Source organism: Streptomyces sp. NPDC089799 (assembly GCF_040684755.1).
In the GTDB taxonomy this organism is placed as follows: domain Bacteria; phylum Actinomycetota; class Actinomycetes; order Streptomycetales; family Streptomycetaceae; genus Streptomyces.
In genome coordinates this window covers 1-24,153 of record NZ_JBFBGR010000038.1, presented here as the reverse complement: position 1 = coordinate 24,153, position 24,153 = coordinate 1, and the positions used below count along the sequence as shown (strand labels likewise).

Below are 24,153 nucleotides of genomic sequence, written 5' to 3'. Positions count from 1 at the left end.
CCCTCCGGCGGAATCCTTCGTACCGGAGTACATCCAACCCCACGGTGCACGCTGCGGTGTGACCGGGCGCGTTTCCTCTTCGGTACGGGTCCTGTGCCCACCGCGCAGGTGCTGCCTTCCTCCCCGCTACGGCTTCGGCGCGCGCTGCCGCAGGGCGGTGCGGCCGGCCACGGACATGACGAGCGCGAAGAAGAACAGCGGGATCGCGAGGGCGCCGAACAGGGCGCTGTGCCACAGCACCAGCGCCAAGGACGAATGGACGATGAGCAGCGCGATGGCGAACGCCATTCCGAGGACCTGCCGGCAGCCGCGCGACACCAACAGGAGGGGGCGGCGCAGGTGGGGCGGGACCCGCCGGGCCTGCCACAGCAGCCAGCCTCCCCAGCTGCCGACGAGCACGGCCGCGCACACCAGGTACGTGACGAGGGCGTCGCTGCCGGAGGCGCCCGCCCGCAGGTGGGCGGACCCGACCGCCACCGCGATCATTCCCGCGAGGGCCACCCAGCGGGAGCCCACGACGGTTCCCCAGGCCATGATCTCCAGGTTGTGGCGGGCCTGGCGGTCGTTCAGGTCGAGGGCGGCGGCCTGGACGAAGCCCTCGGCGGCCCGTGCCCACGAGCCGCGACGGAACCAGCCGTGACGCAGATGCAGCAGGGAGAGGTTGTTGTGGGCCGCGCTGCTGTCCGGGTCGAGGCGCAGCGCCGTCTCGTAGGCATGCCGGGCGACGCGGTGGTTGCCGGTGCGGTGGGCGGTCAGGCCGACGAGGAAGTGCGCGTCGCTCTCCTCGGGGGCGAGGGCGGCGGCCGTGCGGGCCGACTCGTGTGCGGCCCGCCTGTGTTTCGCGAGGACGGCGCGGCGGCGGAAGGCGCGGTGGCGGACGGCGCCGTCTTCGACGGCGCCGTCGAGGACGGTGCCGAGGGTGTAGTGGCTCCCCCAGTGCTGCGGGGCCAGTTCGACGGCGCGCCGGGCGGAGCCCTCGGCCTGCTCGTACCTCTTCAGGGCGAGCAGGACGTGGGCGTGCGTCAGCCAGGCGGTCACCGACTCGGGCGCGACGTGCAGGGCCTGTTCGACGGCGGGGAGCGCCTGCTGTGCGTCCCCGAGGCGGTGCCGGCAGCGGGCGAGCAGCACGAGTGCGGTGGCGTCGTCGGGGTCGCCGGCGAGGTGCCGGGCGGCGAGTGCGGCGGCCTGCGCATAGCGCCCCAGGTCGAAGAGGGCGTCGGCCTGTTGCAGGGCCCGGCTCATCGGACTCTGTTCCGGTCGTGGGTGATGCTGAGCAGGTTCGGCACGAGTGCCAGCCAGAAGAGGACCTGAGGGACGGTGCGCTCGCTCCACGGAAGGGCCACGAGCAGCAGCGCGCACAGCGTGGCCCAGGTGGCCTGGCCGAGCACGACCTTGGGCCAGAACGAGCGGCGCACGAGCGCGAACACGGAGAGCTGTGCCCCGGTGCGCAGCCGCCGGTAGCGGCGCCAGGCTCCGAAGCCCCACACCACGGCCATCAGGGCCAGCGCCCACAGCCGGGTGCCGAGAGGAACGGGCAGTTCCTTCGCCTCGCCCCCCGTGGGGAAGACGTCGACGGTGACGGCGGCCATGACCAGACAGAGCAGGGCGAGCCAGCGGGTGCCGCGCAGCATCCGGTAGACGGCCTTGTCGAGGTCGGAGCGGAGCGCCTCGGAGTCGGGGACGACGGCGAGCGCGCCGGCGTAGAGGTCGGCGGCCCGGGCGGCGGACGTGCCGGGCTTGCGGGCCTCGCGCTCGGCGACCAGGCTGACGGCGAGCCCGTCGGTCGGGTCGATGCGCAGGAGCTGCCGGATGGACTCCTCCACCAGGTCGGAGCGGCTGTTGAACGCGGCGACCTTGTACATGGTGTGCCACGTGTCGACGATGTCGGGGCCGAGCCGTACGGCCTCCTGCGCCTCCTGGAGCGCCTCCTCCTTCGTCCCCACGAAGATCAGCATCTCGGCGCGCTCGGTACGCGGGCCCCAGCGTTCCGGCGCGAGGCGGATGGCCTCGCGCTGCGCCTGCTCTGCCTCGGGCAGCCGGCGCATCCTGCGCAGGGCGAAGCCGCGCATGAAGTGCCCGTCGGCGAGCTCGGGTTCGAGCTTCAGCGCCTGGTCGGCGGCGTCGAGCCCCTCCTCGTAGCGGCGGAGACCGGCGAGGCAGCGGGCGCGCGAGGTCCACGCATGGTGGTCCTCGGGTGCCTCGGCGAGACGCCGGTCGAGGAGGGCGAGGCCCTCCTCGTACCGATTCATGTCGTAGAGCTCGATGGCCTGTTCGACCCGCGGGTGCAGGGTTGTTCCACTCACAGCTTGCGCTTCTTCTTCAGATAGGCGACCAGGTCGTCGTACGTACCGCCGTCGTTGGCGAACATGGCGACGTTGCGGGCGGAGGCGAACCAGGATTCGCTGGACGGCTTGATCTGCTTGGCGGCGTTCAGGAGGTCCTTGGTGCCGATCATGCGTACGGTGCCGGAACGGGCGGAGTCCAGGAGCGCGTACTCGGCCGCGCTCTCGCAGACATGGGCGAGATCGGCGCCCGAGAAGTCTTCGGTGACCTTGACGATCTTGCCGAGGTCGACGGACTCGATGGGGCGTTCGCGCAGGTGGTAGCGGAGGATCGACTCCCGGGCCGGGGCGTCGGGCGGCAGCACGAGCAGGGTGCGGTCCAGGCGGCCGGGGCGGCGCAGGGCGAGGTCCACGTCCCAGGGGACGTTGGTCGCCGCGAGCACGAAGACGCCCTCGTTCTGTGCGGCGTCGATGCCGTCGAGCTCGGTGAGGAGCTGATTGACGACATTGCGCAGACCGCTGTGGTGCGTACGCGAGCGCTTGGCGCCGAGCGCGTCCAGCTCGTCGAGGAAGACCACGCAGGGGGCCTGGCGGCGGGCGGCCTCGAAGATGTCGTGGACGTTCTTCTCCGACGTGCCGATGTACATGTCGAGGATGTCGGAGAGCGAGACCGACATGAAGCCGGCACCGAGCTCACCGGCGACGGCCCGCGCGATGAACGTCTTCCCGCAGCCGGGCGGGCCGTAGAGGAGCAGGCCGCCGCGCAGCGACTTGCCGTACAGCCTGCGGAGTTCGGGGTTGCGCATCGGGGTGAGGAAGGCGGCTTCGAGCCGGTCCTTGACCTGCTGCATGCCGCCGACGTCGGCGAGGCGTACGTCGCCGGGGGCGTCGACGTCCCAGGCCAACGCATCGGCAGGGTCGCCGCTGCCGTCCGAGGTCAGGGGGGCCTCGGTGGCGTCACCCGCGACGGCGGGGTCGGCGGGATCGACGGGGGCGACGGGGTCGGGGGCGAAGCGGGGGCCGACGACGTGGGCGACCTCCTGCTCGGCGGCGGCCCAGTCGAAGGCGGGGGACCGGGTGCCGGCCGTGGGCAGTTGCATGGCGCGGACCATCAGGTCCCGTACGGCCGCGTCGCCCGGCGCGTGCTGCAGCGCGACCGCGGCTTGCGCGACGGCCTCGTCGTGCCTCCCCTCTGCGAGGAGCAGTTCGGCGAAGTGCAGCCGCAGGGGCACGTCTTCGGGAGCCGCGGCCACGGCGGCCCGCAGGCTTCGGATGAGGGGTGACTCGTCGGACATGGGGTCAGCGTAGAAAGAGGCCCGTGGCTCTCGTCCACTGGGTGGGGTCGAGAGCCACGGGCACGGGGAGCACGTCGTTCCGGCGACAGCGGCTGTGGGTGACCTGCCGGTGCGGGCCGGCTCCGGCCCGGCAGCACCGGACATGTCCATCGACCCGGCGGTGCCGCCGGTACGGCCGAAAGATCTGCACCGATACCGGGAATCAGGCGGCGACGAGCTCCTGCTCGCGGTCCGGCGTTTTGACCTTGGGCTTCTTGTTCGGCAGCGAGAGCCGGAAGACCTTGCGCCACGCGGAGAACACCTGCTTGGGCAGCGGCCCGGTGACGTACTCCAGCTCGTACTTTTCGAACAGCGCGCGGACCTTCACCGCGACCTCGGCGTACCGGTTGCTCGGCAGGTCCGGGAACAGGTGGTGCTCGATCTGGTGCGACAGGTTGCCGGTCATGAAGTGCATGGCCCTGCTGCCGCTGATGTTCGCCGAGCCCATCATCTGGCGCAGGTACCACTCGCCGCGAGTCTCGCCCTTGATCGACCGGCGCTCGAAGACCTGCACGCCCTCGGGGAAGTGCCCGCACATGATCACCGAGTGGGACCAGAGGTTGCGGACGAGGTTCGCGGTGAACGTGGCGGCGAGGGTGGTGAGGAACGACGGGCCCGACAGCAGCGGGTGGATCACGTAGTCCTTGAGCACCTGCTTGCGGATCTTGCGGCCCACGGCCTTGGCCCGCGCGCGGAACTCCGGGTTCTTGCGGCGGCGCTTGTGCAGGTTCCTGCCGAGCTCCAGGTCGTACGCTGCGATGCCGTACTCAAAGAAGCAGGCGTTGATGAAGTTCCACAGCGGCTGGCCGAGGTGGAACGGGTGCCACTTCTGGTCCTCGTCGACGCGCATGATGCCGTAGCCGAGGTCGTTGTCCTTGCCGATCACGTTGGTGTACGTGTGGTGCAGCTCGTTGTGCGAGTGCTTCCACTGGTCGGCCGGCGAGACGTGATCCCATTCCCAGGTGGTGGAGTGGATCTTCGGGTCCCGCATCCAGTCCCACTGGCCGTGCAGGATGTTGTGGCCGATCTCCATGTTGTCCATGATCTTCGCCACGGACAGCCCGGCGGTGCCGATCAGCCACGCGGGCGGGAAGAAGGAGAACAGCAGTACGCCCCTGCTGACCAGCTCGAGCTTGCGCTGAGCCGAGATGACCTTGCGGATGTAGGCGGCGTCCCTTTCCCCACGGCTGGCGATCACCTCATCGCGGATCGCGTCCAGCTCGCGGCCGAGCTCCTCGATCTGCTCCGCGGTCAGGTGGGCGGTGGGGTCGATGGCGGTCAAGGTGCTCCTACCGTTCGATGTCGCAGGGGCCCGCCGCGGCGGACACGCAGGTCTGGATGAGGACGCCCGGCTCGGCCTCGGTGATCTCGCCGGTGCGCAGGTCGCGGACGGCGCCGGCCTTGAGCGGCGTGACGCAGCCGAAGCAGATGCCCATGCGGCACCCGGACGGCATGAGCACGCCGGCCTCCTCGCCGACGTCCAGCAACGGCGTGGCGCCGTCCGCGTCGACGGTCTTGCCGGTGGCGCTGAACGTGACCTCGCCGCCGTCACCGGCGACGACGATGCCGGGGCGGAAGCGTTCGGTGTGCAGGCGCTCTTGGACGCCGTGTTCGCGCCAGAGCTCTTCGGCGGCGTCGAGCAGGCCCGCGGGCCCGCAGGCCCAGGTCTCGCGCTCGGCCCAGTCGGGCACGAGTTCGTCGAGACGGGCGATGTCGAGCATGCCGTCCGTGTCGGTGTGCACCTCGGTGAGCAGCAGCTTCTTGTCTGCCACCAGGTCGTGCAGTTCGTCGCGGAAGATCACGTCCTGCGGCCGTGGCGCGCAGTGGACCATGACGACGTCGTCGAACTCGATGTCACGCAGCATGCCCATCACAGGCGTGATGCCGCTGCCTGCCGTCAGGTAGAGCACCTTGGCGGGCTTGGTCTCCGGCAGCACGAAGTCACCGGTCGCCTGGTCGAGCTGGACCAGCGTGCCCGGTTTCGCGCTGCGGACCAGGTGGTTGCTGACCTTGCCGCCCGGGATCGCCTTCACGGTGATCGTGACCCGGCCGTCCCGGCGGTCGGTCGGCGAGGTGAGGGAGTAGGCACGCCACAGGCGCCTCCCGTCGACGTCGACCCCGATCCGCACGTACTGGCCGGCCGTGTGACCGCGCCAGCCCCGTCCCGGCCTGATCACGATGGTCGCGGCGTCACCCGTCTCGGGGTGCACGGCCTCGATGCGCCCACGCAGGTCAGCGCCCGCACGCAGCGGGCTGACCAGGTCGAGGTAGTCCGACGGCAGCAGCGGCGTCGTGACCATCTCCAGCAGTTTCCACGCCCCACTGCGGAGGGCTGCACTCGTCATGACTCCAGCTTGATCTGCGTCAAGGCGTAAAGTCCTGACCGTAGGACGTGAATTTGCTCGGCTGAATTGTTCACAGGGAATAAAAAATGAGCCACCCAATCCGGAGAGTCACCGACCTGTCTCTGGATGAGACGACGGTCACCGCACTTCGGGCCGCACTGAGGACCACCGCCGACGAGGTCGTCCAGGCGATCATCGACGAGGTCCCTCCCTACGCCAACGCCCTTTCGGGCCGCATGGGCGTCACCATCCGGCGAGCCGTCCGCACCGCCCTGGGGCACTATCTGGACCTCGCGAGCGGGAATGCCACAGGCGGTGACGCCGGTGACGCCGCCTACGAGCTGGGCCGCGGCGAGGTGCGCGACGGCCGTTCGATGGACGCCCTGCTCAGCGCCTACCGCGTCGGCGCACGCGTGGCCTGGCGATGCCTGGCAGCCGGTGCCGTACCCGCAGGTCTGCCCGCCGCCGAGGTCGCCAAGTTCGCCGAGCTGACCTTCGCCTACATCGACGAGCTCTCCGCCGCGAGCGCCGCGGGTCACGCCGACGAACTGGCCGCCCGGGGCCGGGAGCACGAGCGCCACCTGGAACACCTGGCCCGCGACCTCCTCGCCGGCGCGAGCCCGGACGTTCTGCTGGCCTCTGTCCAGCGGGCCGGGTGGCAGCCTCCGGTTTCGCTGACCGCGGTCCTGCTGCCCGCCGCCCATGCCCGGCCCGCCTACCGCGTGCTCGACCCGGGCACCCTTGTCCTCGACGATCTGCCGGACGCCTTCGGTGTGCTGCTCGTCCCCGATGCCGACCGGCCGCACCTCTTGCGGCAGCTGGCCGACCGCACCGCCGTGGTCGGCCCGGCCCGGCCATGGACGCGCGCGTCCGCCTCGTACGCACGAGCCGCACGTGCGCGCTCCCTCTCCTCCGACATCCGCGACACCGAGGACCACCTGCCCGAGCTGGTGCTGAGTGCCGACGTGGACGCGTTCGCAGACCTGCGTGCCCGAGCCCTCGCACCGTTGCGGACCTTGTCCGTCGCGACCGCGCGGCGGCTGGAGGAGACGTTGCGGGCGTGGCTGCTGCACCAGGGCAGGCGGGACGAGGTGGCGGCGGCGTTGTTCGTCCATCCCCAGACCGTCCGGTACCGGATGTCGCAGCTGCGGGAGCTGTTTCCGGATCTCGCATCGCCACACCGGGTCCTCGAGCTGACGCTGGCGGTCGGTCTTCGGGTCGGCTGACGCGTCCTTCGTCCGCTGGTAGTGCTCCGGCATCATCTTGTGGGTCCCGCGGCCGATGCCCGACTGCTCATGGCCTCCCGAAGCAGCGTGTGCGGGGGGCGACGGGTCACATGGCCCCGGCCGGCTCCCGGCCCAGCCCGGTGCCCGGCCGCGGACCCGATCCATGCGCCTGCAGCGGCATCTCGAAGTGGACGGTTCCGTATCCGCCGTGCTCGCCGGTGGGGCGGGCGTCGAAGACCTCGGTGGCCATGCTGCGCCAGAACCCCTCCGCGCCGGGGATGTCCACGTTGGTGTGCAGGTAGATGCGCTCGTAGCCCGGTACGGACGCGGCGAACGCGCAGGCGGTGTGCACCATCAGGCGGGCCAGGCCGTGCCGTCGGTGCTCGGGGCGCACGTACACGCGCAGCAGTTGGGCCGTCCGGTCCGAGGGGTAGCGCGCGACGAGGCTCTGCGGATGCGGCGGGTGTGCGGGGCCGCGTGAGGTGAGCGCGGTGGTGCCGACCACCTGACCGTCGTCGTGTACGGCCACGACGAGAGCGTGTCGCGGATGCAGCAGGTACGTGCCCTCAAGGTCGACGACGTCGGGGTGCCATTCCGGCACGTACCCGTAGTCGAACTCCCGGTAGAAGGTGTCCAGCATGACGCTCCGCGCACCGGTCACGTCCTCGTTCCTCGCATGCCGAACCGTGTACGGACCGACCCTCTGACCTCGCATCAGCTCTGCCATTGCCCTACGCCTCTCCTGCTCCGGGGATCCGCACGCTACCGGAAAACCACCCTGTTGGAAATGAAAACGATTTCCTATAACGTCTGCGTCGCACGGAACCGACGGCAGTCTGGGAGGAAGTCCGGTGGGACATCTGCTGGTGATCGAAAGCTGGGTGGGGTCGATGAGCAGGCTGCTGCCCAGGGCGATCCGTGAAGAGGGGCACGAGTTCACGTTCGTCACCCGTGACCTGCACCACTACCTGCGCTCGGCCCCGGCCGGCGAGGGGCCGCACCCGTTGCTCACGGCCCGCAACGTCATCACGGCGGACACCAACGACACGGCCGCCCTCCTGGAGCGGCTGGAGGGCCTGCACGCGGTCCTCGGCTTCGACGGGGTGGTCTCTTCCTGTGACTACTACCTGCCGGCCGTCGCGCACACCGCCCGGCGGCTCGGCCTGCCCGGGCCCGCCCCGGAGGCCGTCGAGGCCGCGTGCCGCAAGGACCTGACGCGCCGTGCACTCGCCGAGGCCGGTGTCCCCGGGCCCCGGTTCGCGATCTGCGAGGGCATCGGGGAGGTGGCGGCCGCCGCTCGGGAGATCGGCTATCCGCTCGTGGTGAAGCCGGTCGACCTGTGTGCGGGCATGCTGGTCCGCGCGGTGTACGACGAACACGAACTGGAGCTCGCCTGCCAGGCCCTGGCCGAGTTCCCGGTCAACGCCCGCGGACAGGAGCGGGCCCCGGTGATCCTGCTCGAAGAGCTGCTGGTCGGTCCCGAGGTCAGCGTCGAGACCGTCTCCTTCGGCGCCACCCACGTCATCGGAGTGACCGACAAGAGCATCGCCGGGGCGCCCGCCTTCATCGAGACCGGCCACATGTTCCCGGCCGGCATCGAGGAAGCGTTGGCCGCGGCGGCCGCCGAGGTCGCGCTACGGGCGGTGAAGACGCTGGGCCTGGACCAGGTGGTGTGCCACACCGAGATCAAGCTGACACCTGACGGGCCCAGGCTGGTCGAGGTCAATCCCCGACCGGCGGGCAACCGCATCACCGAACTGGTGCGCCACGTCACGGGCGTCGACCTGGCAACCGCTTGCGTGGACGTGGCCCTTGGTCGCACGCCCGACCTCGCACGGCGAACGACCGGTGTGCGCAGCGCCGCCATCGCCTTCCTGCTGCCCGACACCGTCGGCACCCTCGCCGGCATCGAAGGGGCGGGGGACGTCGGTACCCGGCCCGAGGTCCTGGAGCTCAGCCTCGCCGAGCCCGGCCGCACCGTCCGGGCCGCCACCAGCAACAACGAGTACCTCGGCCACGTCATGACCGCCGACACCGAGGGAGGCGGTGCCCGCGACGCCGCCGAACGGCTGCTGGCCGACCTGCGCCCCTGTTACGAGTCCTCCGCGGTGGTGCCCGCGTGACCCTGCCCACCCTGCACGGGCTCGAAGGCGACGGGCTCCCGGTACCTGACGGAGACCCTGTCGTCCGGACCGTCGGCCGCCTCTTCGAACTGGTCCGTGCCGGGGCATACGGCTCCGACCCGGCCGGCGAGCGGATCTCGCTCGCCTTCACCACCGCCCAGGCCGTCCGCCACGAGGGCCGCGCCTGCGGCTACCGCAACGAGGTGCTCAGCCTGCGCCTCGACGCGGCGGTCGGATCCTGCGCGGTGGAGCCCGGGGCGCTGCCCGGCGGAGCCCTCGACGACTGCGTGGGCGCCACCGTCGCCGATCTCCTCGGCCACCCCTTGCTGCCGGTACGGATCGCGGCCCTCGACGCCTACCTGGCCCACGTGCGCCCGCACGCGCCGGAGAACGGTGCCCGCCCCCATTGCCTGCCGGCCGGCAGTTCGCTGAGCCGTTCGCGGGCACGGGCCCGTGCCGTCCTCGACCTGCTGCCCGCCCCTGACGCGATCCGGATCGGCGCACGAGGCCCGGTCCTGGTGGTCGGGGTCGTCAACTCGCTCCTGGAGCAGCTGCGTTCGCGCGGCCTGGACTACCTGCCGTGCGACCTCAAGGGCGGCACCACCGAGTGGGGCGAGCCCGTCCTGACCGACGCGGCCGACGGCCTGGAACGCTGCGGGGCGATCCTCGCCTCGGGCATGACCCTCGGCAACGACACGTTCCAGGGCCTCCTCGACCATGCCAACGGGACGGGGAAACCCCTGGTGATGTTCGCCCAGACGGGCAGCGCCGTCCTGCCCCGCTTCCTGGGAGCCGGCGTGAGCGCCGTGTCCGCCGAGCCGTACCCGTTCTTCTGGCTCGACGGTGGGCCGGGAACCATCCACCGCTACGGAGGACGTGCATGACTCTCGCTCCGCCCGAGCGCAGGGCGACCGCCGACGCCAATCCCGATCTTCTGCCCCTGCTGGGGCGCACGCCCGTCGCCCGCATCCGGACCGACCTGCCCCATGCGCATCCCGGTTTCTGGGCCAAGCTCGAATGCCTCGGCGCCGGCGGTATGAAGGCCCGCGCGGCGATGTCCATGCTGACCGGCGCCCGACGGCGCGGCGAACTGCGCCCCGGTGCTCCGGTGGTGGAGTCCACCTCCGGCACCATGGGCATCGGGCTGGCCTTCGCCGGACAGGCCCTCGGCCACCCGGTCATCCTCGTCGGCGACTCCGAACTGGAGCCCTCGATGCGGCAGCTGCTGCACACCTACGGCGCCCGGCTGGAGCTGGTCGACCGTCCGGCCGCGCGGGGCGGCTGGCAGGCCGCCCGCATCACCCGCCTGCACGATGTCCTGGCCCGCACCGAGGACGCGTACTGGCCCGACCAGTACAACAACCCGGACAACCCGGCGGGATACCGGTCGATGGCCGCGGAACTGATCGGACAGCTGGACCACCTGGACGTCCTGGTGTGCAGCGTGGGCACCGGGGGACACAGCGCCGGACTGGTCGGCCCGCTGCGCCGCCGCTGGCCGCGGCTGAAGGTCATCGGGGTCGACTCCGTCGGCTCCGCCATCTTCGGACAGCCCGCCCGGCCGCGCCTGATGCGCGGACTCGGCAGCAGCATCCACCCCCGCAACGTCCGTCACGGCGTGTTCGACGAGGTGCACTGGGTGGGCCCCGCCGAGGCCGTGGACGCCTGCCGCCGGCTCGCCCGCGGCAGCTTCGTCAGCGGCGGCTGGAGCACCGGCGCCGTCGCCCTCGTGTCCGCCTGGGCCGCCCGCGCCGAGCCCGGCGCGGTCGTCGCCACCATCTTTCCCGACGGGCCGCAGCGCTACCTGGGGACCGTCTACGACGACGACTTCTGCCTCGCCCACGGACTGACCGCGACCCCTGTGGCCTCCCGTCCGCTGGAGGTCCCGCACCCGCGCGCGGCCGAGGCGTTCGGCTGGGTCCGCTGCCGCACCGTCGTCGACCCCGTGGGCGCAGCTCTTGGCGCCCCTGTTCCGGCCCCCGGAGGTGCCGCATGAGACTCACCTGGCACACCGTCTCGCTGGAGCTGGCGCAGCCGCTGCGGATCTCCCGATCCGTGATGTCCGGACGCGACGCCGTGTGGGTCTGCCTGGAACACGGCGGGCCGAGCGGTTGGGGAGAGGCCGTCAGCAGCCGGTACCTCGGGCTGCCCGTCGAGCGCATCCTGCGCCACCTGAGCGCACTACGCCCCGCGATCGAGCGACTTCCGGACCCCGAGACCGCGTGGGCCGAACTGGCACCCGCGGGCTCTGTCGGCGCGGACCTGCCGGCCGGTGTCCTCGCCGCGGTCGAGGCCGCCGTACTGGACCTCATCGGAAAAGGATCCGGTGAGCCCGTGCACCAGCTCCTCGGCAGCCCGCTGCCGCCGTCCGCACCCACGGCACGCACCATCGGCATCGTCGCGCCCGACGCGGCGGCCGAACAGGCAGGCACCCTCGCCGCGGCCGGATTCACCGTTCTGAAGGTCAAGGCCGGATCCCCCGATCCGGCCGAGGACCTTGCCCGCATTCAAGCGGTCCGTGAGGGGGCGCCGGCAGCGGAGTTGCTGCTCGACCCGAACGGAGCCTGGACCGAGGAGCAGGCCCGCGCACTGCTGCCGCGGTTCGCCGCACTCGGCGTCGCCGCCGTGGAACAGCCCGTCGCGGCGGGCCGGCCCGAGGCCCTGGCCCGTGTGGCGGCTGCCTCCCCGGTCCCGGTGATCGCAGACGAGGACGCCGTCTCCCACGAGGACGCCGCAGCCCTCGCGGGCCGCGTGCACGGGGTCAACGTCAAGCTCGCCAAGTGCGGGGGCGTGCGGGCCGCGCTGCGCATCCACGCCGTGCTGGACGGCAGCGGCACCGATCTCATGCTCGGTTGCCTCGCCGCCAGTTCGCTCGGCATCGCGCCCGCGGTCCACTTGGTCGACCGGGCCCGCTGGGTCGACCTCGACGGGCACCTGCTCCTCGCCGACGACCCGTGGGAGGGGATCGGCGGTGCCGACGGCACCGTACGTCCCGCCCGGCGCAGCGGCCTGGGTGTGTTGCCCCGTACCGCGATACCCGTGGGAGCCGCGCGGTGAGAACCTTCGCAGCGGTGCGCGGTTTCCCGTCGGCGGTGCAGCTCCTGTTGGTCAACCAGCTCGGCGTCAACACGGGCTTCTACCTGCTCATCCCGTACCTGGCCACCCACCTCACCGACGACCTCGGACTGTCGGCGGCTTTGGTCGGCCTGGTCCTGGGCCTGCGCAACCTCAGCCAGCAGGGGCTGTTCCTGATCGGGGGCTCGGCGGCCGACCGCCTCGGCGCCCGCGGCGTGATCATCGCGGGCTGCGGCCTGCGCACCCTCGGCTTCTCGCTGTTCGCCCTGGGCGACGCACTGCCCGTGCTGATCGCCGCGTCGGTGCTGAGCGGGTTGGCCGGTGCCCTGTTCAACCCGGCCGTTCGCACGTACGTCGCCCAGGAGGCCGGCGACCGCAAGGCCGAGGCGTTCGCGCTGTTCAACGTGTTCGCCACGGCCGGGGCACTGCTCGGGCCGCTGGTGGGCAGCCTGCTGCTGCTCAGCGGCTTCCGGGCTGCGGCGCTCACCGCGGCGGGAGTGTTCGCGCTGCTCACCCTCGCGCAGGCGAGCGTGCTGCCCGTCCGCGCAGTGCCGGCTCCGACCGGCTCCGTGTTCGGCGACTGGCGGGAGGTTGCAGGCAACCGGCGCTTCGCGGCCTTCGCTCTGGCCATGGTCGGCATGTACGGCATGGAGAGCCAGCTCTACCTCCTGCTGCCGCATGCCGCGCGGCAGGCCACCGGCTGGGCGGGGGCGGTCGGACTGATCTTCGTCGTTGGGACCCTCGCTAATTTCTCGCTCCAGCTGCGCCTCACCCGAAGGCTCGCCGCGCGGAGCGGCGGCCGCGGCCGGTGGATCGCCGCCGGGCTCACCGTCAGTGCGCTCGGCTTCATACCGCCGATGCTGGTCGCGGGAGCCGAGGGGACGCACCCGCTGCGGTTGCTGCCGGTCCTGGCCGGGGTGCTGCCCCTCTACCTCGGGTTGATGACCGCCCAGCCGTTCGCCATGGAACTCATCCCCTCCTTCGGCCGTGCGGAGCTCACCGGAACCTTCTACGGCCTGTTCTACGCCGTGTCCGGAGTGGCCGCCGCGGCCACCGGTGCGGGGGTCGGGTGGGCCATGGACGCCGCCAGGCACGGCGGCCCGGTCTGGCTTCCCTACGCCTGCTGCACGGCCCTCGGTCTCACCTCGGCGGCGGCCGTGTCCCTATTGCACCGGCGCCGGGCCCTGCCCCGACTTCCTGCCCCACCAGCCGCATCCGCCGGCCCGGATTCCCCGGCCCCCGAGGACCCGGGCCCACCCCCGGACGCGACGTCCGCCACCCCGGACAGCGATCCCCGTCCCCTGAGCGAGACCAGATGAGCACCGGAAACCTCCTCACCGACCACCCCGAGCTCTACGAAGAGCGCTTCCCCGACCCCGACCGCCTCGCCGCCCGCTGGGCCGAGGACGCCCTGCGCCGTCATGATGCGGGATCCCGGGTCCTGGACCTCGGCTGCGGCACCGGCCGCGACGCTGCCTGGCTCCATCGCCAGGCCGGACGGCAGGTCACTGGCGTCGACACCGCCGAGGCCATGCTCGCCCACGCGCGCCGCCGGCACCCCGGCCCGGACTACCACCGCGCCGACATGCGCGCCTTCGACCTCGGCCGCACCTTCGACGCCGTCCTCTGCCTGGACAGCGCCCTCCTCTACTGCCACACCAACGACGACCTTGCCTCCTGCCTCGCCGCCGTCCGCCGCCACCTGAGCCCGGGCGGACTGCTCATCGCGGAGATGCGCAACGGCGCCTTCTTCCTCGGCAACACCGAACTCCTCGACGGCCCGCGCACCGCCTCCTTCGACTGGCGCGGCACCACCCATACCTCCCACACCACCCTGTGGATCGACCACGGCGCCCAACTCCTGCGCCGCCACCGCGCCTGGACCGCCGACGACGGCACCCCGCCGCAGGAGCAGCACTCCGCTTGGCGGCTGCTGTTCCCCCAGGAACTCCGGTACTTCCTCACCACCGCCGGCTTCGAGGTCCTCGACCTGTACGACGGCCCCGGGCCGCGCACCGAGCCGCCGTGGAGCGAAGGCGACTCCCCGCACGGGACCACGAGTTCCGACCGCCTGCACCTCGTCGCCCGGCTCAGTCCCCAGAACCACCCCCAGTACAGCAACGGAGACACCAGACCGTGAACAACCACCGCTCCGGCCTCGCCCGCCGAGGCTTCCTCCTCGCCACCGCCACCGCCGCCGCCCTCGCTCTCACCGCCGGATGTTCCGGCGATACCGGCAAGACCGCCGACTCCAAGAACGCTGCCGAAGCTGGCACCCCCAAGCGAGGCGGCACGCTGCGCGCCGCCTTCGCGGGTGGCGGGGCGAACGAGACCCTAGACCCGCACGCCGCCAACCTGTTCGTGGACGCCGCCCGCGCCAAGGCCCTCTACGACAAGCTCGCCGACTTCGGTGCCGACCTCGCGCCGGTGCCGCGGCTCGCCGAGCGCTGGGAGCCCAACGAGGCCCTCGACACCTGGAAGATCACCCTGCGCAAGGCCGCCTTCCACGACGGCCGTCCGGTCACCGCCGAGGACGTCCTCTACAGCTACCGCCGGATCGCCGACCCCAAGGGGACCTTCCGGGCCAAGGCATCCCTGGAGCCCATCGACCTCGCCGCCAGCCGCGCCCTCGACGCGTCCACGGTCGAGTTCAAGCTCAAGCGCCCCTACGCCGAATTCCCCAACGTCATGGCTGCGTTCGGCGCCTACATCGTCCCCAAGGACACCACGTCCTTCGACAAGCCCGTTGGCTCCGGCCCCTTCACCTTCGCCTCCTTCACCCCCGGCAAGTCGCTGGTCGTCAAGCGCAACGACGCGTATTGGGAGGGCGCGCCGCACCTTGACGAGGTCGAGTTCGTCGTCGCCACCGAGGAGTCGGCGCGTACGAGCGCCCTGCTCGGCGGCCAGGTCCAGTACGCCCACGAGCTCAGCCCAGCCACCGCCCGCACCCACGAGGGCAAGGGGAAGATCGAGATCGTCCGGCTGCCCGGCAGCTCCATGCAGGGCTTCGTGATGAAGACCGACCGGCCGCCGTTCAACGACAAGCGCGTCCGCCAGGCCTTCTTCCTCATCGCCGACCGCAAGGAACTCGTCGACGGCGCCCTCTCCGGCGCCGGAGAAATCGGCAATGACCTCTTCGGAAAGGGCTACCAGTACTACGCCTCCAACCTGCCGCAGCGTACCCAGGACCTCGACCGGGCCCGTGCCCTCCTCAAGGAGGCCGGCGCCGAGAACCTCAAGGTCACCCTCGACACCGCCCCCGCCGCCACCGGCTTCGTCGAGGCCGCCGGCATCTTCAAGGAGCAGGCGGCCAAAGCCGGGGTCACCGTCGAGGTCGAGGTCGGCAACAAGGACACGTACTGGAAGGACATCCTCGACAACGGCACCCTCGCCTCCTACCGGTCCGGGTCCATGCCCATCGAGTCCCACATCTCACAGCGCCTGCTCACCGGATCCACCACCAACGCCACCAAGTGGCAGCAGAAGGACTTCGACGACCTCTACCAGCAGGCCCAGTCCACCCGCGACGAGAAGGAACGGGCGGCCCTCTACGAGCGGATGCAGCGCCGCCTGTACGACGAAGGCGGCTTCCTGATCTGGGGCTTCGCCGACTGGATCGTCGCCACCGCCCCCACCGTGCACGGGGTGTCCGCCAAGGCCCCTGCCAACACGCTCGACTGGGCCCGCTTCGACAAGCTCTGGCTCTCGTGACGGGCCACCTCGCCTGGACCGGCCGCCGCCTGCTCCTCGGACTCGGGCAGACGGCGGCCGTCGTCCTGTTCGTCTTCGTCCTCACCGAGGCCCTGCCGGGGGACGCGGCCGTCGCCCTGGCCGGCGACCAGCCCGACCCCGAGCGCATCGCCCGCATCCGCGCGGCCCTGGACCTCGACCGGTCCGCCACCGAACGCTTCCTGGACTGGACCGCCGGACTCGTCCGGGGCGACCTCGGCACCTCCCTGGTCAGCGGGCGGCCCGTCTCCGGCTACCTGGCCGACGGACTCGGGCCCACCGTGCTGCTCGCCTGCGTCACCCTCGCGGTACTGCTGCCGCTGTCGGCCGGGCTCGGTGTGCTCTGCGCTCGCCGTGAGGGCGGCCCGCTGGACCGCACCCTCAGCGCGCTGACCCTGGCCGTGCACTCCGTACCCGAATTCGCCCTCGGCGTGCTGCTCGCCACCCTGTTCGGACTGTGGCTGGGCTGGCTCCCGCCCACCGCCGTCGGTGCCGACCCGCTCACCGAACCGGCCGTACTGATCCTGCCCGTTCTCGTCCTGGTCTCCCGCCCGGTGTGCACCATCAGCCGCCTGGTACGCGCCGGGATGATCGACGCGATGGCCTCCCCGTACGTCGCCCAGGCCCTGCGCTACGGCGTCGGTGGCGCGCGGGTCCGCTGGACCCATGCACTGCCGAACGCCCTCGCGCCGGCCGCCCAGCAGCTGGCCCGGACATGTGACTGGCTGCTGAGTGGCGTCATCGTCGTCGAGGCCCTCTTCGTCATTCCGGGATGGGGAACCGTCCTGATCGACGCCGTCGCCGCCCGGGACGTGCCCGTCGTCCAGGGCATGGCCGTCGTCTTCGGCACGGTCACCGTCCTGGCCAACCTCGGCGCCGACATCGTCGCCCGCCGGTTCGCCCCCCGCGGGGAGGCGGCCGCATGAAACGCCATGCACTCAGGTACGCCCCGGCCGTCGGGCTCATCGCCCTGCCCCTGCTGCTGGCCGCGCTCGGACCGCTGCTCGCAGGACCGGCCGGGCCGCGCTCGGTCTCCTTCGCCTCAAGCCCCGGGCACTGGCTCGGCGCCGACTTCAGCGGCCGGGACGTGTGGCGGCAGGTCCTGCTCGGAGGCCGCTCCGTGGTCCTCGTGGCGCTCGCGGCCACCGCCCTCGCCTACCTCGTTGCCGTCCCGCTCGGGCTGACCGCCGCGCTCACCCGCCGCACCTGGCTGGAGGAGGTCCTCATGCGGCCCCTCGACGTACTGATCGCCGTCCCGTCACTGCTGCTGGTGCTCCTGGTGGCCGCGACCCTCACCCCGCGACCGGCCGGACTGGCAGTCCTGGTCGGGCTGGCCGCCGTACCGGAGGCCGCGCGCGTGGTGCACGCGGCGGCAGCCGAGATAGCCGCCCGGCCCGCCGTCGAGGCGCTGCGGATGCAAGGGGAGTCCTGGTGGCGTACGGCATTCGGCTACGTGGCCCGCTCCATGCGCCGCACCCTCGCCGCCGACGCCGGGATCCGGCTGACCGGCGCCCTCTACCTGGTGGCCACCGCCGCGTTCCTCGGGGTCGGCGTCCAGCCGGACGCCGCCGACTGGGCGGTCATGGTGGACCGCAACCGCACGGGGATGTTCCTGCAGCCGTGGGCCGTCGTGGTGCCCGCCCTGCTCATCGCGGCCCTGTCGATGGGCACCAACCTGCTCTTCGACGCCGCCCTGCACACACCGGCCGAGGCCGGGAGGAAAGGAGCCCGGCCTTGAACCCGGTCGCCGAAGTGGACGGCCTGCGCGTGCGGGTGGACGGCAGCACGCTCGTGGACGGCGTGAGCCTCGTAGTCCGGCCCGGCCGGGTGACGGCCCTCGTCGGCCCCTCCGGCAGCGGGAAGACCACCACGGGGCGCGCCCTGCTGGGCGAGTTCCCGCCCGGGGCCCGGGTCGACGGGAGGATCACGACCCCGGGACCCGGCGCCGTCGGCTACATACCCCAGCACCCCGCAGCCGTACTCAACCCCGCCCGCCGCGCCGGAGCCCTCCTGTGGGACATCGCCGCACGCGGGGGCGGTTCCCGCCGCGACATCCGCGACCGCGTCGAGCACGCCCTGCGCCGGGCACAGCTCTCCGACCCCGACACGGTGCTGCGCCGCTACCCCCACCAGCTTTCCGGCGGACAGCAGCAGCGAGTCGTCATCGCGCAGGCCCTGCTCCTCGGCGCTCAGGTGATCGTCGCCGACGAGCCCACCACCGGCCAGGACCCGGCCACCAAGCAGGGCGTCGTGGAGACCCTGGCCGAGGTTGCGCGACAGGGCATTGCACTCGTACTGCTCAGCCACGACCTGGACGCCGTGCGGCAACTGGCCGACGAGGCGGTCGTGCTGCGGGTCGGCCGGGTAGTGGACCACGGGCCCGCGGACGAGGTGCTACCCGCCCCCTCACGACCTGCGCTCCCCGCTCCGCGAAGCGCCGCCGCCCGTCCGGTCGGCACCAGGCTCGCTGTCCGGGAACTGACCGCACGGCACCGGACCGTGCGCGGAGCCACCCCGGTACTGCAGGGCATCACGGTGTCGGTCGCCCCGGGGGAGTGCCTGGCCGTGGTCGGCCGTTCCGGCAGCGGCAAGACCACCTTGGGCCGGTGCATGGCCGGGCTGCACTCCGCGTACGACGGGACCGTCCTGCTCGACGGGGCCCCGTTGCCGCGCAGCCTCCGCGCCCGCACGCGCGCCGAACTGGCCTCCGTTCAATACGTGTTCCAAGACCCGAGGGCTTCCTTCGGCGAACACCGCCCGGTCCTCGACCAGGTCGCCCGCACGGCGGTCCGACTGCGTGCCGCCGATCGGGAGACCGCCCGCAGGGCCGCCGTGAGCACCCTGGAGGAGCTGGGGCTGGCCGAGGACCTGGTCACGCGCCTGCCCGGCGCGCTGTCCGGCGGCGAACTCCAGCGGGCCGCTCTGGCCCGGTCCCTCCTGGCCGAGCCCGGAGTCCTGGTGTGCGACGAGATCACCTCCGGGCTCGACTCCGCCACCCGGGACGCCATCCTCGCCCACCTGGCCGGGCTCCGCGAACGCAACGCACTCGGCCTGGTGTTCATCACGCACGACCGTGCGGCGGCCGGAGCGCTGGCCGACCGAACCGCCTTGCTCGATGCCGGCTGCCTCGTCGGCTGTGGGTAGGCGACTCGGCGTCCGAGGCCGGCCGGAAGCGGCCGAGGCCGGCCGACCGGCACGCGTGCGGCGTCGACTTCCGTGCAGGCGTGTCGGCGGGAGCTGCACCGATGGGAGTTCGCCGAACTGGCTGCTCGTGGTGCGGGCCGGTCCCAAGCGGCCAAGGCGGGGCATGCTCAGAACAGACCGAGCCTCTTGGGGGAGTAGCTCGTCAGGACGTTTTTGGTCTGCTGGTAGTGGTCCAGCATCATCTTGTGGGTCTCGCGGCCGATGCCCGACTGCTTGTAGCCGCCGAAAGCGGCGTGGGCCGGGTAGGCGTGGTAGCAGTTCGTCCAGACGCGGCCCGCCTGGATGGCGCGGCCCGCGCGGTAGGCCGTGTTGATGTCGCGGGTCCAGACGCCCGCGCCCAGGCCGTAGGAGGTGTCGTTGGCGATCCGGATCGCGTCCTCGAAGTCCGAGAAGGAGGTGACCGACACGACCGGGCCGAAGATCTCCTCCTGGAAGACGCGCATCCGGTTGTCGCCCTCGAAGATGGTCGGCTGGACGTAGAAGCCGCCGGCCAGTTCGCCGCCCAGTTCCTGCCGACCGCCGCCGGTGAGGATCTTGGCGCCCTCCCGCTGCCCGATCTCCAGGTAGGAGAGGATCTTCTTCAGCTGGTCCTCGGAGGCCTGGGCGCCGATCATCGTGTCCGTGTCCAGCGGGTGGCCCGGCACGATCAGTTCGGTGCGGGCGACCGCCGCGTCGAGGAAGTCGGCGTACCGGCCGCGCTCGATCAGCGCCCGCGACGGACAGGTGCACACCTCGCCCTGGTTCAGCGCGAACATGGCGAAGCCCTCCAGGGCCTTGTCGCGCAGCTCGTCGTCCACCGACCAGATGTCGTCGAAGAAGAGGTTCGGGCTCTTGCCGCCGAGTTCGAGCGTCACCGGCTTCAGGTTCTCCGCCGCGTACCCCATGATCAGGCGGCCGGTGGAGGTCTCGCCGGTGAAGGCGATCTTCGCCACCCGGGGGCTGGACGCCAGCGGTTTGCCCGCCTCCTCGCCGAAGCCGTTGACGATGTTCACCACGCCCGGCGGCAGCAGGTCCGCCACCAGGCTCAGCCAGAAGTGCACGGAGGCCGGGGTCTGTTCGGCGGGCTTGAGCACCACCGTGTTGCCGGCCGCCAGGGCCGGGGCCAGCTTCCACACCGCCATCAGGATCGGGAAGTTCCACGGGATGATCGCCCCGATCACGCCGAGCGGCTCGTGGAAGTGGTACGCCACGGTGTCGTCGTCCACCTGGCTGAGCGTGCCCTCCTGGGCCCGCAGCGCCCCCGCGAAGTAGCGGAACTGGTCGATGGCCAGCGGCAGGTCCGCCGCCAGGGTCTCCCGTACCGGCTTGCCGTTCTCCCAGGTCTCGGCGACCGCCAGGGCCTCCAGGTGCTGCTCCATCCGGTCCGCGATGCGCAGCAGGACCGTCGACCGCTCGGCCGCCGGGGTGCGGCCCCAGGCCGGTGCGGCGGCGTGCGCGGCGTCCAGGGCCCGTTCCACGTCCTCCGCAGTGCCCCGGGCTACCTCCGTGAACACCTCGCCGGTGACCGGGGAGGGGTTGGCGAACCACTGGCCGCGGTGCGGGTCGACGTACTCGCCGCCGATGAAGTGCCCGTACCGGGACGCGTACGACATGAGCGCGCCCTCGGTGCCGGGCGCAGCGAAACGGGCCATGAGGATCCTCCCCTTGCCGGGCGCGGCCCGCCGTCGGGCCGCGCACGCAGGTGAGGTTAGGGACGGGCGGGTTGCCGATACGTTGCACGGCCCGGATCCGCGGGCGCCGTGGGCCTCCCGGGCCGCGGGTGCCGTGCCGGCAGGCCGAGTTCGGCGTCCAGGGCCCGTACGCGGGCCAGGGCGGGAGGCCGGGCGGCCGGCGGCAGGGCCGCCGCGAGCGCCCGCCAGACCTCGGCGTCGTCGGCGCCCCACGGAGTGCACACCCAGTCCGCGAGCAGGCCCGCGTCCCCACGGGCCAGCAGGGCGGCCCGCGCCTGTTCCTCGATGCGGCGGCGCAGCCGTACGATGCCCGGCGCGGTGGACGCCGGCAGCAGCGGTCCCGGGCAGCGGGTCAGCGCCGCCGACGTCGCACCGGCCGCGAGCAGCCGCAGCACCGACGCGGAATCCGCCTCCAGGGGAAGGGTTGTGCGGTACGGCCGGGACCGCAGGAACTCCGGCCCCAGCAGGGCGCGCAGCCGCGACAGCTCGGCCCGGAGCGTCACCGGGGAGGCGGAGCCGTCCTCGTACAGTGCGGTCAGCAGTTCGTCCCCGGACATGCCCTCGGGATGGTGCGCCAGGAGCACCGCTATCTCGCTGTGCCGCCGTCCCAGCCGGACCCTGCCGCCGCCGCGCACCAGCACCGCCTCGTCCCGGCCCAGTGCGTGCAGCGCGTCCCCGGACGGCGCCGGCTCCAGCTGCGCCAGCCGGTACTCCGCGGCCCGGGCCACGGCCTGGACGAAGGCCAGCGAGTGCGGGTGGGCCAGCCCGTGGCCGCCGGTGATGTCGACCGCGCCGAGCAGCCGGCCGGTGTGCGGGTCGCGGACGGGAGCCGCCGCGCAGGTCCAGGGGTGGGCGTTGCGGCTGAAGTGCTCCGGCCCGAACACCTGGACGGGCCCGCCCACGGCCACCGCGGTGCCGGGCGCGTTGGTGCCCATCACGTTCTCCGCCCAGCGTGCGCCGGGGACGAAGCCGAGCCGCTCGGCGCGCCGCAGGGTGCCCGGGTCGCCCTCGACCCACATCAGGCTCCCCGCCGTGTCGCACACCGCCAGCAGGTGGCGTTCGTGGGCGGCGAAGGTGCCGACCAGTTCCCGGACGACCGGCATCACCCGGACCAGCGGGTGCTGGTCCCGGTAGCCGTGCAGGTCGCTCTCCGGCCGGTCGGCCAGGCCGGTGGACTCCGGGCTGACCCGTGCCCTGGCGCACCGGCGCCAGGACTTCGCGATCACCGGCCGGACCGGTTCCTCGACCCGGCCCTCCGCCGTGAACGCGGCGTGCGCGCGGCGCAGCACCCGCGACCGCTCCGCGGGATCCGCGCCGCCCGGCAGTGCCACCGAGGGATCGTCCATGTCCGGCCTCCCGCCCCGCCGCCCGGGTCCGTCGCCGCCCGGGCCGGCCGCCCGCACGCTCCTCCCCGGTGGGGAGTACGGCGAAACCGGCGGCGGTGGTACGGAGCCGAACGGGCCGGACCCGGCCGGGGACGAGGGCCGAACCCGGCCGGGGACGAGGGCGCGGACGGGGGTGGTCGTCCCCGACCGGATTCCGCATGCGTGACGGCTTACCCGGTGTGGGGCCCGCCGCTCCACCCCGCCGACGCCGCGAGTGCCGAGGACGGGTCAGGGCCGGCCGGCCCCGCGGGGACCCACCGGCCGTCCTCCCTGCGGTACGGCCACCAGCGGCCCTCCCGGCCCAGCCGCAGCTGCTCCTCCCCGCCGGGCAGGGTCCAGCGCGCCCGGACCCGGTGGAGGCCGGCCGGGGCCTCCGCAGCGGCCAGCGACGCCGCGGCCCGGGCCAGGGTGCGCCGGTCCGGGGTCCAGTCCTCCTCCAACGCGGCCAGAGCGGGGGCGCCGCCGAGGCTCCAGGCCCGTACCGCGAGGTCCAGGTCGGCCCGGTCGCGGCCCGAAGCCCGCGCCAGGCGGGCCCGTACCCGTGCTTCCCGGGTCCCCGCGGCCAGCCGGACGGCGTCCTGGGCGGGCGACAGCGCGGAGTCGGGACCGGCACCGGTGCCCGAAGGGCCGGCGGCCGTGAGTGCCTCCGCCAGCAGCCGGTACGCCTCACCCGCCGCGGCCTGCGCCAGCAGCTCCACCCCGGTCACGTCGAGCAGTTCCGGGTCCGGCTCGGACCCGGTGTCCAGGGCCGGCGGCTGCCCCGGCCCGTCGGGAAGGGCCGGAAGCGCAGGCAGGGGCGCCACGACCCGCCCGGCGGCGAAGACCGCCTCCGCCGCGACCGTATCGCCCGACCGACCGTCTGCCGCCCTGTCCGTCGTTCCGCCGGCAGTCCCGTCAGCGGCTCCGTCGGCCGCACCGTCGGGCGTCCCGTGCGCCGCCGGCCCGGCCGCACTGCGCTTCTCCAGCTGCGCCAGGACCTCCGGCTCCGCCAGGCCGCGCAACAGCAGCAGCACGAACGGGTCCTGGTCCAGCAACCGCGCCACCTGGTAGCAGAGCGCCGCCGTGTGCCCACAGTGGTCCCACTCCCCGCAGTCGCAGCTCGGGTCGAGATCCCCGATGCCGGGCAGCAGGTCCACCCCGGCGGCCGCCGCGTCCTCCACGAGCTCCGGCGGCATCTCCCGGTCGAGCAGGGCCGCGATGTGCCCCGACTCGGCCGCCGCCACGTCCAGCAGCCGGTTCCAGTCCGCCCCGCCGAACTCCTGTACCAGCACATCGGTCCGGTGCGCGGTGCCGCCCCCGTCCCGGACCACCGCCGTGAGCCGCCCCGGGCGCACCGACACGGCGCCGACCGCCCCGGAACGCGCGTACCGGCGGCCCTGCTTGAGCTGCTCCCCGTCCAGCGCGCTGTCCTCCAGGGAACGCAGCCAGGCGTGCCCCCACCAGGTGCGGGCGAAGCCGCGCCCGGACGCGGCCGGCAGGGCCGGGAAGACCTTCTCGTGAGCGGTCATCGGGCCGTCCCCCCGTCTCCTTCGGCACCCGTCGACGCCGTCGTCGTCGTCACCGCCGCCATGGTCGTTGCAGGCCGCAGCGCGACGAGGTCCGCCAGCTGGGCATCGGTCAGTTCGGTCAGTGCGCCCTCACCACCCGTCAGTACGGCGTCGGCCAGCGCACGTTTCGTTTCGAGCAGTTCGGCGATGCGGTCTTCGACGGTGCCTTCGGCGATGATGCGGTGGACCTGGACGGGCTGGGTCTGGCCGATGCGGTAGGCGCGGTCGGTGGC

Annotated in this window: 21 protein-coding genes; 11 read left to right on the top strand and 10 right to left on the bottom strand. The window is 72.7% G+C overall.

Features of this window, described 5'->3' with window-relative positions; genetic code table 11:
- Positions 1-126: 126 nt before the first annotated feature.
- The 5 genes from AB0O36_RS30895 to AB0O36_RS30875 all read right to left on the bottom strand — a co-directional run bounded on the left by AB0O36_RS30895 (position 127) and on the right by AB0O36_RS30875 (position 5,961).
- Positions 127-1,242, bottom strand: coding sequence for a tetratricopeptide repeat protein (locus AB0O36_RS30895; protein WP_365115887.1), 1,116 nt, complete (start codon positions 1,240-1,242; stop codon positions 127-129).
- A complete protein-coding gene (locus tag AB0O36_RS30890) occupies positions 1,239-2,303 on the bottom strand; it encodes a tetratricopeptide repeat protein (protein ID WP_365115885.1) in 1,065 nt (354 codons plus the stop codon). The genes AB0O36_RS30895 and AB0O36_RS30890 overlap by 4 nt, the downstream gene beginning before the upstream one ends.
- Positions 2,300-3,577: a tetratricopeptide repeat protein gene (locus tag AB0O36_RS30885; RefSeq protein WP_365115883.1), complete on the bottom strand. Its 1,278-nt coding sequence runs from the start codon at positions 3,575-3,577 to the stop codon at positions 2,300-2,302. The genes AB0O36_RS30890 and AB0O36_RS30885 overlap by 4 nt, the downstream gene beginning before the upstream one ends.
- A gap of 202 nt (positions 3,578-3,779) precedes the next feature.
- Positions 3,780-4,898 carry an acyl-CoA desaturase gene (locus AB0O36_RS30880; protein ID WP_365115881.1) on the bottom strand — a complete coding sequence of 373 codons (1,119 nt, stop codon included), beginning with the start codon at positions 4,896-4,898 and terminating at the stop codon, positions 3,780-3,782.
- A 7-nt stretch (positions 4,899-4,905) separates the two neighbouring features.
- The gene (locus AB0O36_RS30875) at positions 4,906-5,961 is read right to left on the bottom strand and encodes a ferredoxin reductase (RefSeq protein WP_365115879.1); all 1,056 of its coding nucleotides are present in this window, start codon (positions 5,959-5,961) and stop codon (positions 4,906-4,908) included.
- A gap of 86 nt (positions 5,962-6,047) precedes the next feature.
- Here AB0O36_RS30875 and AB0O36_RS30870 point away from each other — a divergent pair, with 86 nt between their 5' ends.
- Complete coding sequence (locus AB0O36_RS30870; protein ID WP_365115877.1) at positions 6,048-7,187, top strand: helix-turn-helix domain-containing protein; 1,140 nt, start codon at positions 6,048-6,050, stop codon at positions 7,185-7,187.
- A 106-nt stretch (positions 7,188-7,293) separates the two neighbouring features.
- On the opposite strand, the gene AB0O36_RS30865 is transcribed toward AB0O36_RS30870, so the two are convergent.
- Positions 7,294-7,902, bottom strand: coding sequence for a GNAT family N-acetyltransferase (locus AB0O36_RS30865; RefSeq protein ID WP_365115946.1), 609 nt, complete (start codon positions 7,900-7,902; stop codon positions 7,294-7,296).
- A 136-nt stretch (positions 7,903-8,038) separates the two neighbouring features.
- On the opposite strand from AB0O36_RS30865, the gene AB0O36_RS30860 reads away from it, so the two are divergent.
- From AB0O36_RS30860 to AB0O36_RS30815, 10 genes are all read left to right on the top strand, one after another.
- Complete coding sequence (locus AB0O36_RS30860) at positions 8,039-9,310, top strand: ATP-grasp domain-containing protein (protein WP_365115875.1); 1,272 nt, start codon at positions 8,039-8,041, stop codon at positions 9,308-9,310.
- 89 nt (positions 9,311-9,399) lie between these two features.
- Positions 9,400-10,194 (top strand): DUF364 domain-containing protein, encoded by a 795-nt coding sequence (locus tag AB0O36_RS30855; RefSeq protein ID WP_365115945.1) that lies wholly within the window; start codon positions 9,400-9,402, stop codon positions 10,192-10,194.
- A complete protein-coding gene (locus AB0O36_RS30850; RefSeq protein ID WP_365115874.1) occupies positions 10,191-11,306 on the top strand; it encodes a pyridoxal-phosphate dependent enzyme in 1,116 nt (371 codons plus the stop codon). The genes AB0O36_RS30855 and AB0O36_RS30850 overlap by 4 nt, the downstream gene beginning before the upstream one ends.
- Positions 11,303-12,367: a dipeptide epimerase gene (locus AB0O36_RS30845; RefSeq protein WP_365115872.1), complete on the top strand. Its 1,065-nt coding sequence runs from the start codon at positions 11,303-11,305 to the stop codon at positions 12,365-12,367. The genes AB0O36_RS30850 and AB0O36_RS30845 overlap by 4 nt, the downstream gene beginning before the upstream one ends.
- Positions 12,364-13,704, top strand: coding sequence for an MFS transporter (locus AB0O36_RS30840; RefSeq protein WP_365115870.1), 1,341 nt, complete (start codon positions 12,364-12,366; stop codon positions 13,702-13,704). The genes AB0O36_RS30845 and AB0O36_RS30840 overlap by 4 nt, the downstream gene beginning before the upstream one ends.
- Positions 13,701-14,525 (top strand): class I SAM-dependent methyltransferase, encoded by an 825-nt coding sequence (locus AB0O36_RS30835; protein WP_365115868.1) that lies wholly within the window; start codon positions 13,701-13,703, stop codon positions 14,523-14,525. Before AB0O36_RS30840 ends, AB0O36_RS30835 begins: the two co-directional genes overlap by 4 nt.
- Positions 14,522-16,096 (top strand): ABC transporter substrate-binding protein, encoded by a 1,575-nt coding sequence (locus tag AB0O36_RS30830; RefSeq protein WP_365115866.1) that lies wholly within the window; start codon positions 14,522-14,524, stop codon positions 16,094-16,096. The genes AB0O36_RS30835 and AB0O36_RS30830 overlap by 4 nt, the downstream gene beginning before the upstream one ends.
- Positions 16,093-17,040, top strand: coding sequence for an ABC transporter permease (locus AB0O36_RS30825; RefSeq protein ID WP_365115864.1), 948 nt, complete (start codon positions 16,093-16,095; stop codon positions 17,038-17,040). Before AB0O36_RS30830 ends, AB0O36_RS30825 begins: the two co-directional genes overlap by 4 nt.
- Positions 17,037-17,852 (top strand): ABC transporter permease subunit, encoded by an 816-nt coding sequence (locus AB0O36_RS30820; RefSeq protein WP_365115863.1) that lies wholly within the window; start codon positions 17,037-17,039, stop codon positions 17,850-17,852. Before AB0O36_RS30825 ends, AB0O36_RS30820 begins: the two co-directional genes overlap by 4 nt.
- Entirely contained in the window at positions 17,849-19,258 is a 1,410-nt protein-coding gene (locus AB0O36_RS30815; RefSeq protein ID WP_365115862.1) for an ATP-binding cassette domain-containing protein, read from the top strand. Before AB0O36_RS30820 ends, AB0O36_RS30815 begins: the two co-directional genes overlap by 4 nt.
- Positions 19,259-19,425: 167 nt before the next feature.
- Here AB0O36_RS30815 and AB0O36_RS30810 read toward each other — a convergent pair whose 3' ends face one another.
- The 4 genes from AB0O36_RS30810 to AB0O36_RS30795 form a co-directional block, all read right to left on the bottom strand.
- Positions 19,426-20,949 (bottom strand): aldehyde dehydrogenase family protein, encoded by a 1,524-nt coding sequence (locus AB0O36_RS30810; RefSeq protein ID WP_365115861.1) that lies wholly within the window; start codon positions 20,947-20,949, stop codon positions 19,426-19,428.
- Positions 20,950-21,005: 56 nt separating this feature from the next.
- A complete protein-coding gene (locus tag AB0O36_RS30805) occupies positions 21,006-22,334 on the bottom strand; it encodes a GAF domain-containing protein (protein WP_365115859.1) in 1,329 nt (442 codons plus the stop codon).
- A 209-nt stretch (positions 22,335-22,543) separates the two neighbouring features.
- Positions 22,544-23,881 carry an SWF or SNF family helicase gene (locus tag AB0O36_RS30800; RefSeq protein ID WP_365115857.1) on the bottom strand — a complete coding sequence of 446 codons (1,338 nt, stop codon included), beginning with the start codon at positions 23,879-23,881 and terminating at the stop codon, positions 22,544-22,546.
- Positions 23,878-24,153, bottom strand: a 276-nt coding sequence (locus tag AB0O36_RS30795; protein WP_365115855.1) for a DEAD/DEAH box helicase, incomplete at its 5' end; no start/stop codon positions are given. The genes AB0O36_RS30800 and AB0O36_RS30795, both read right to left, overlap by 4 nt.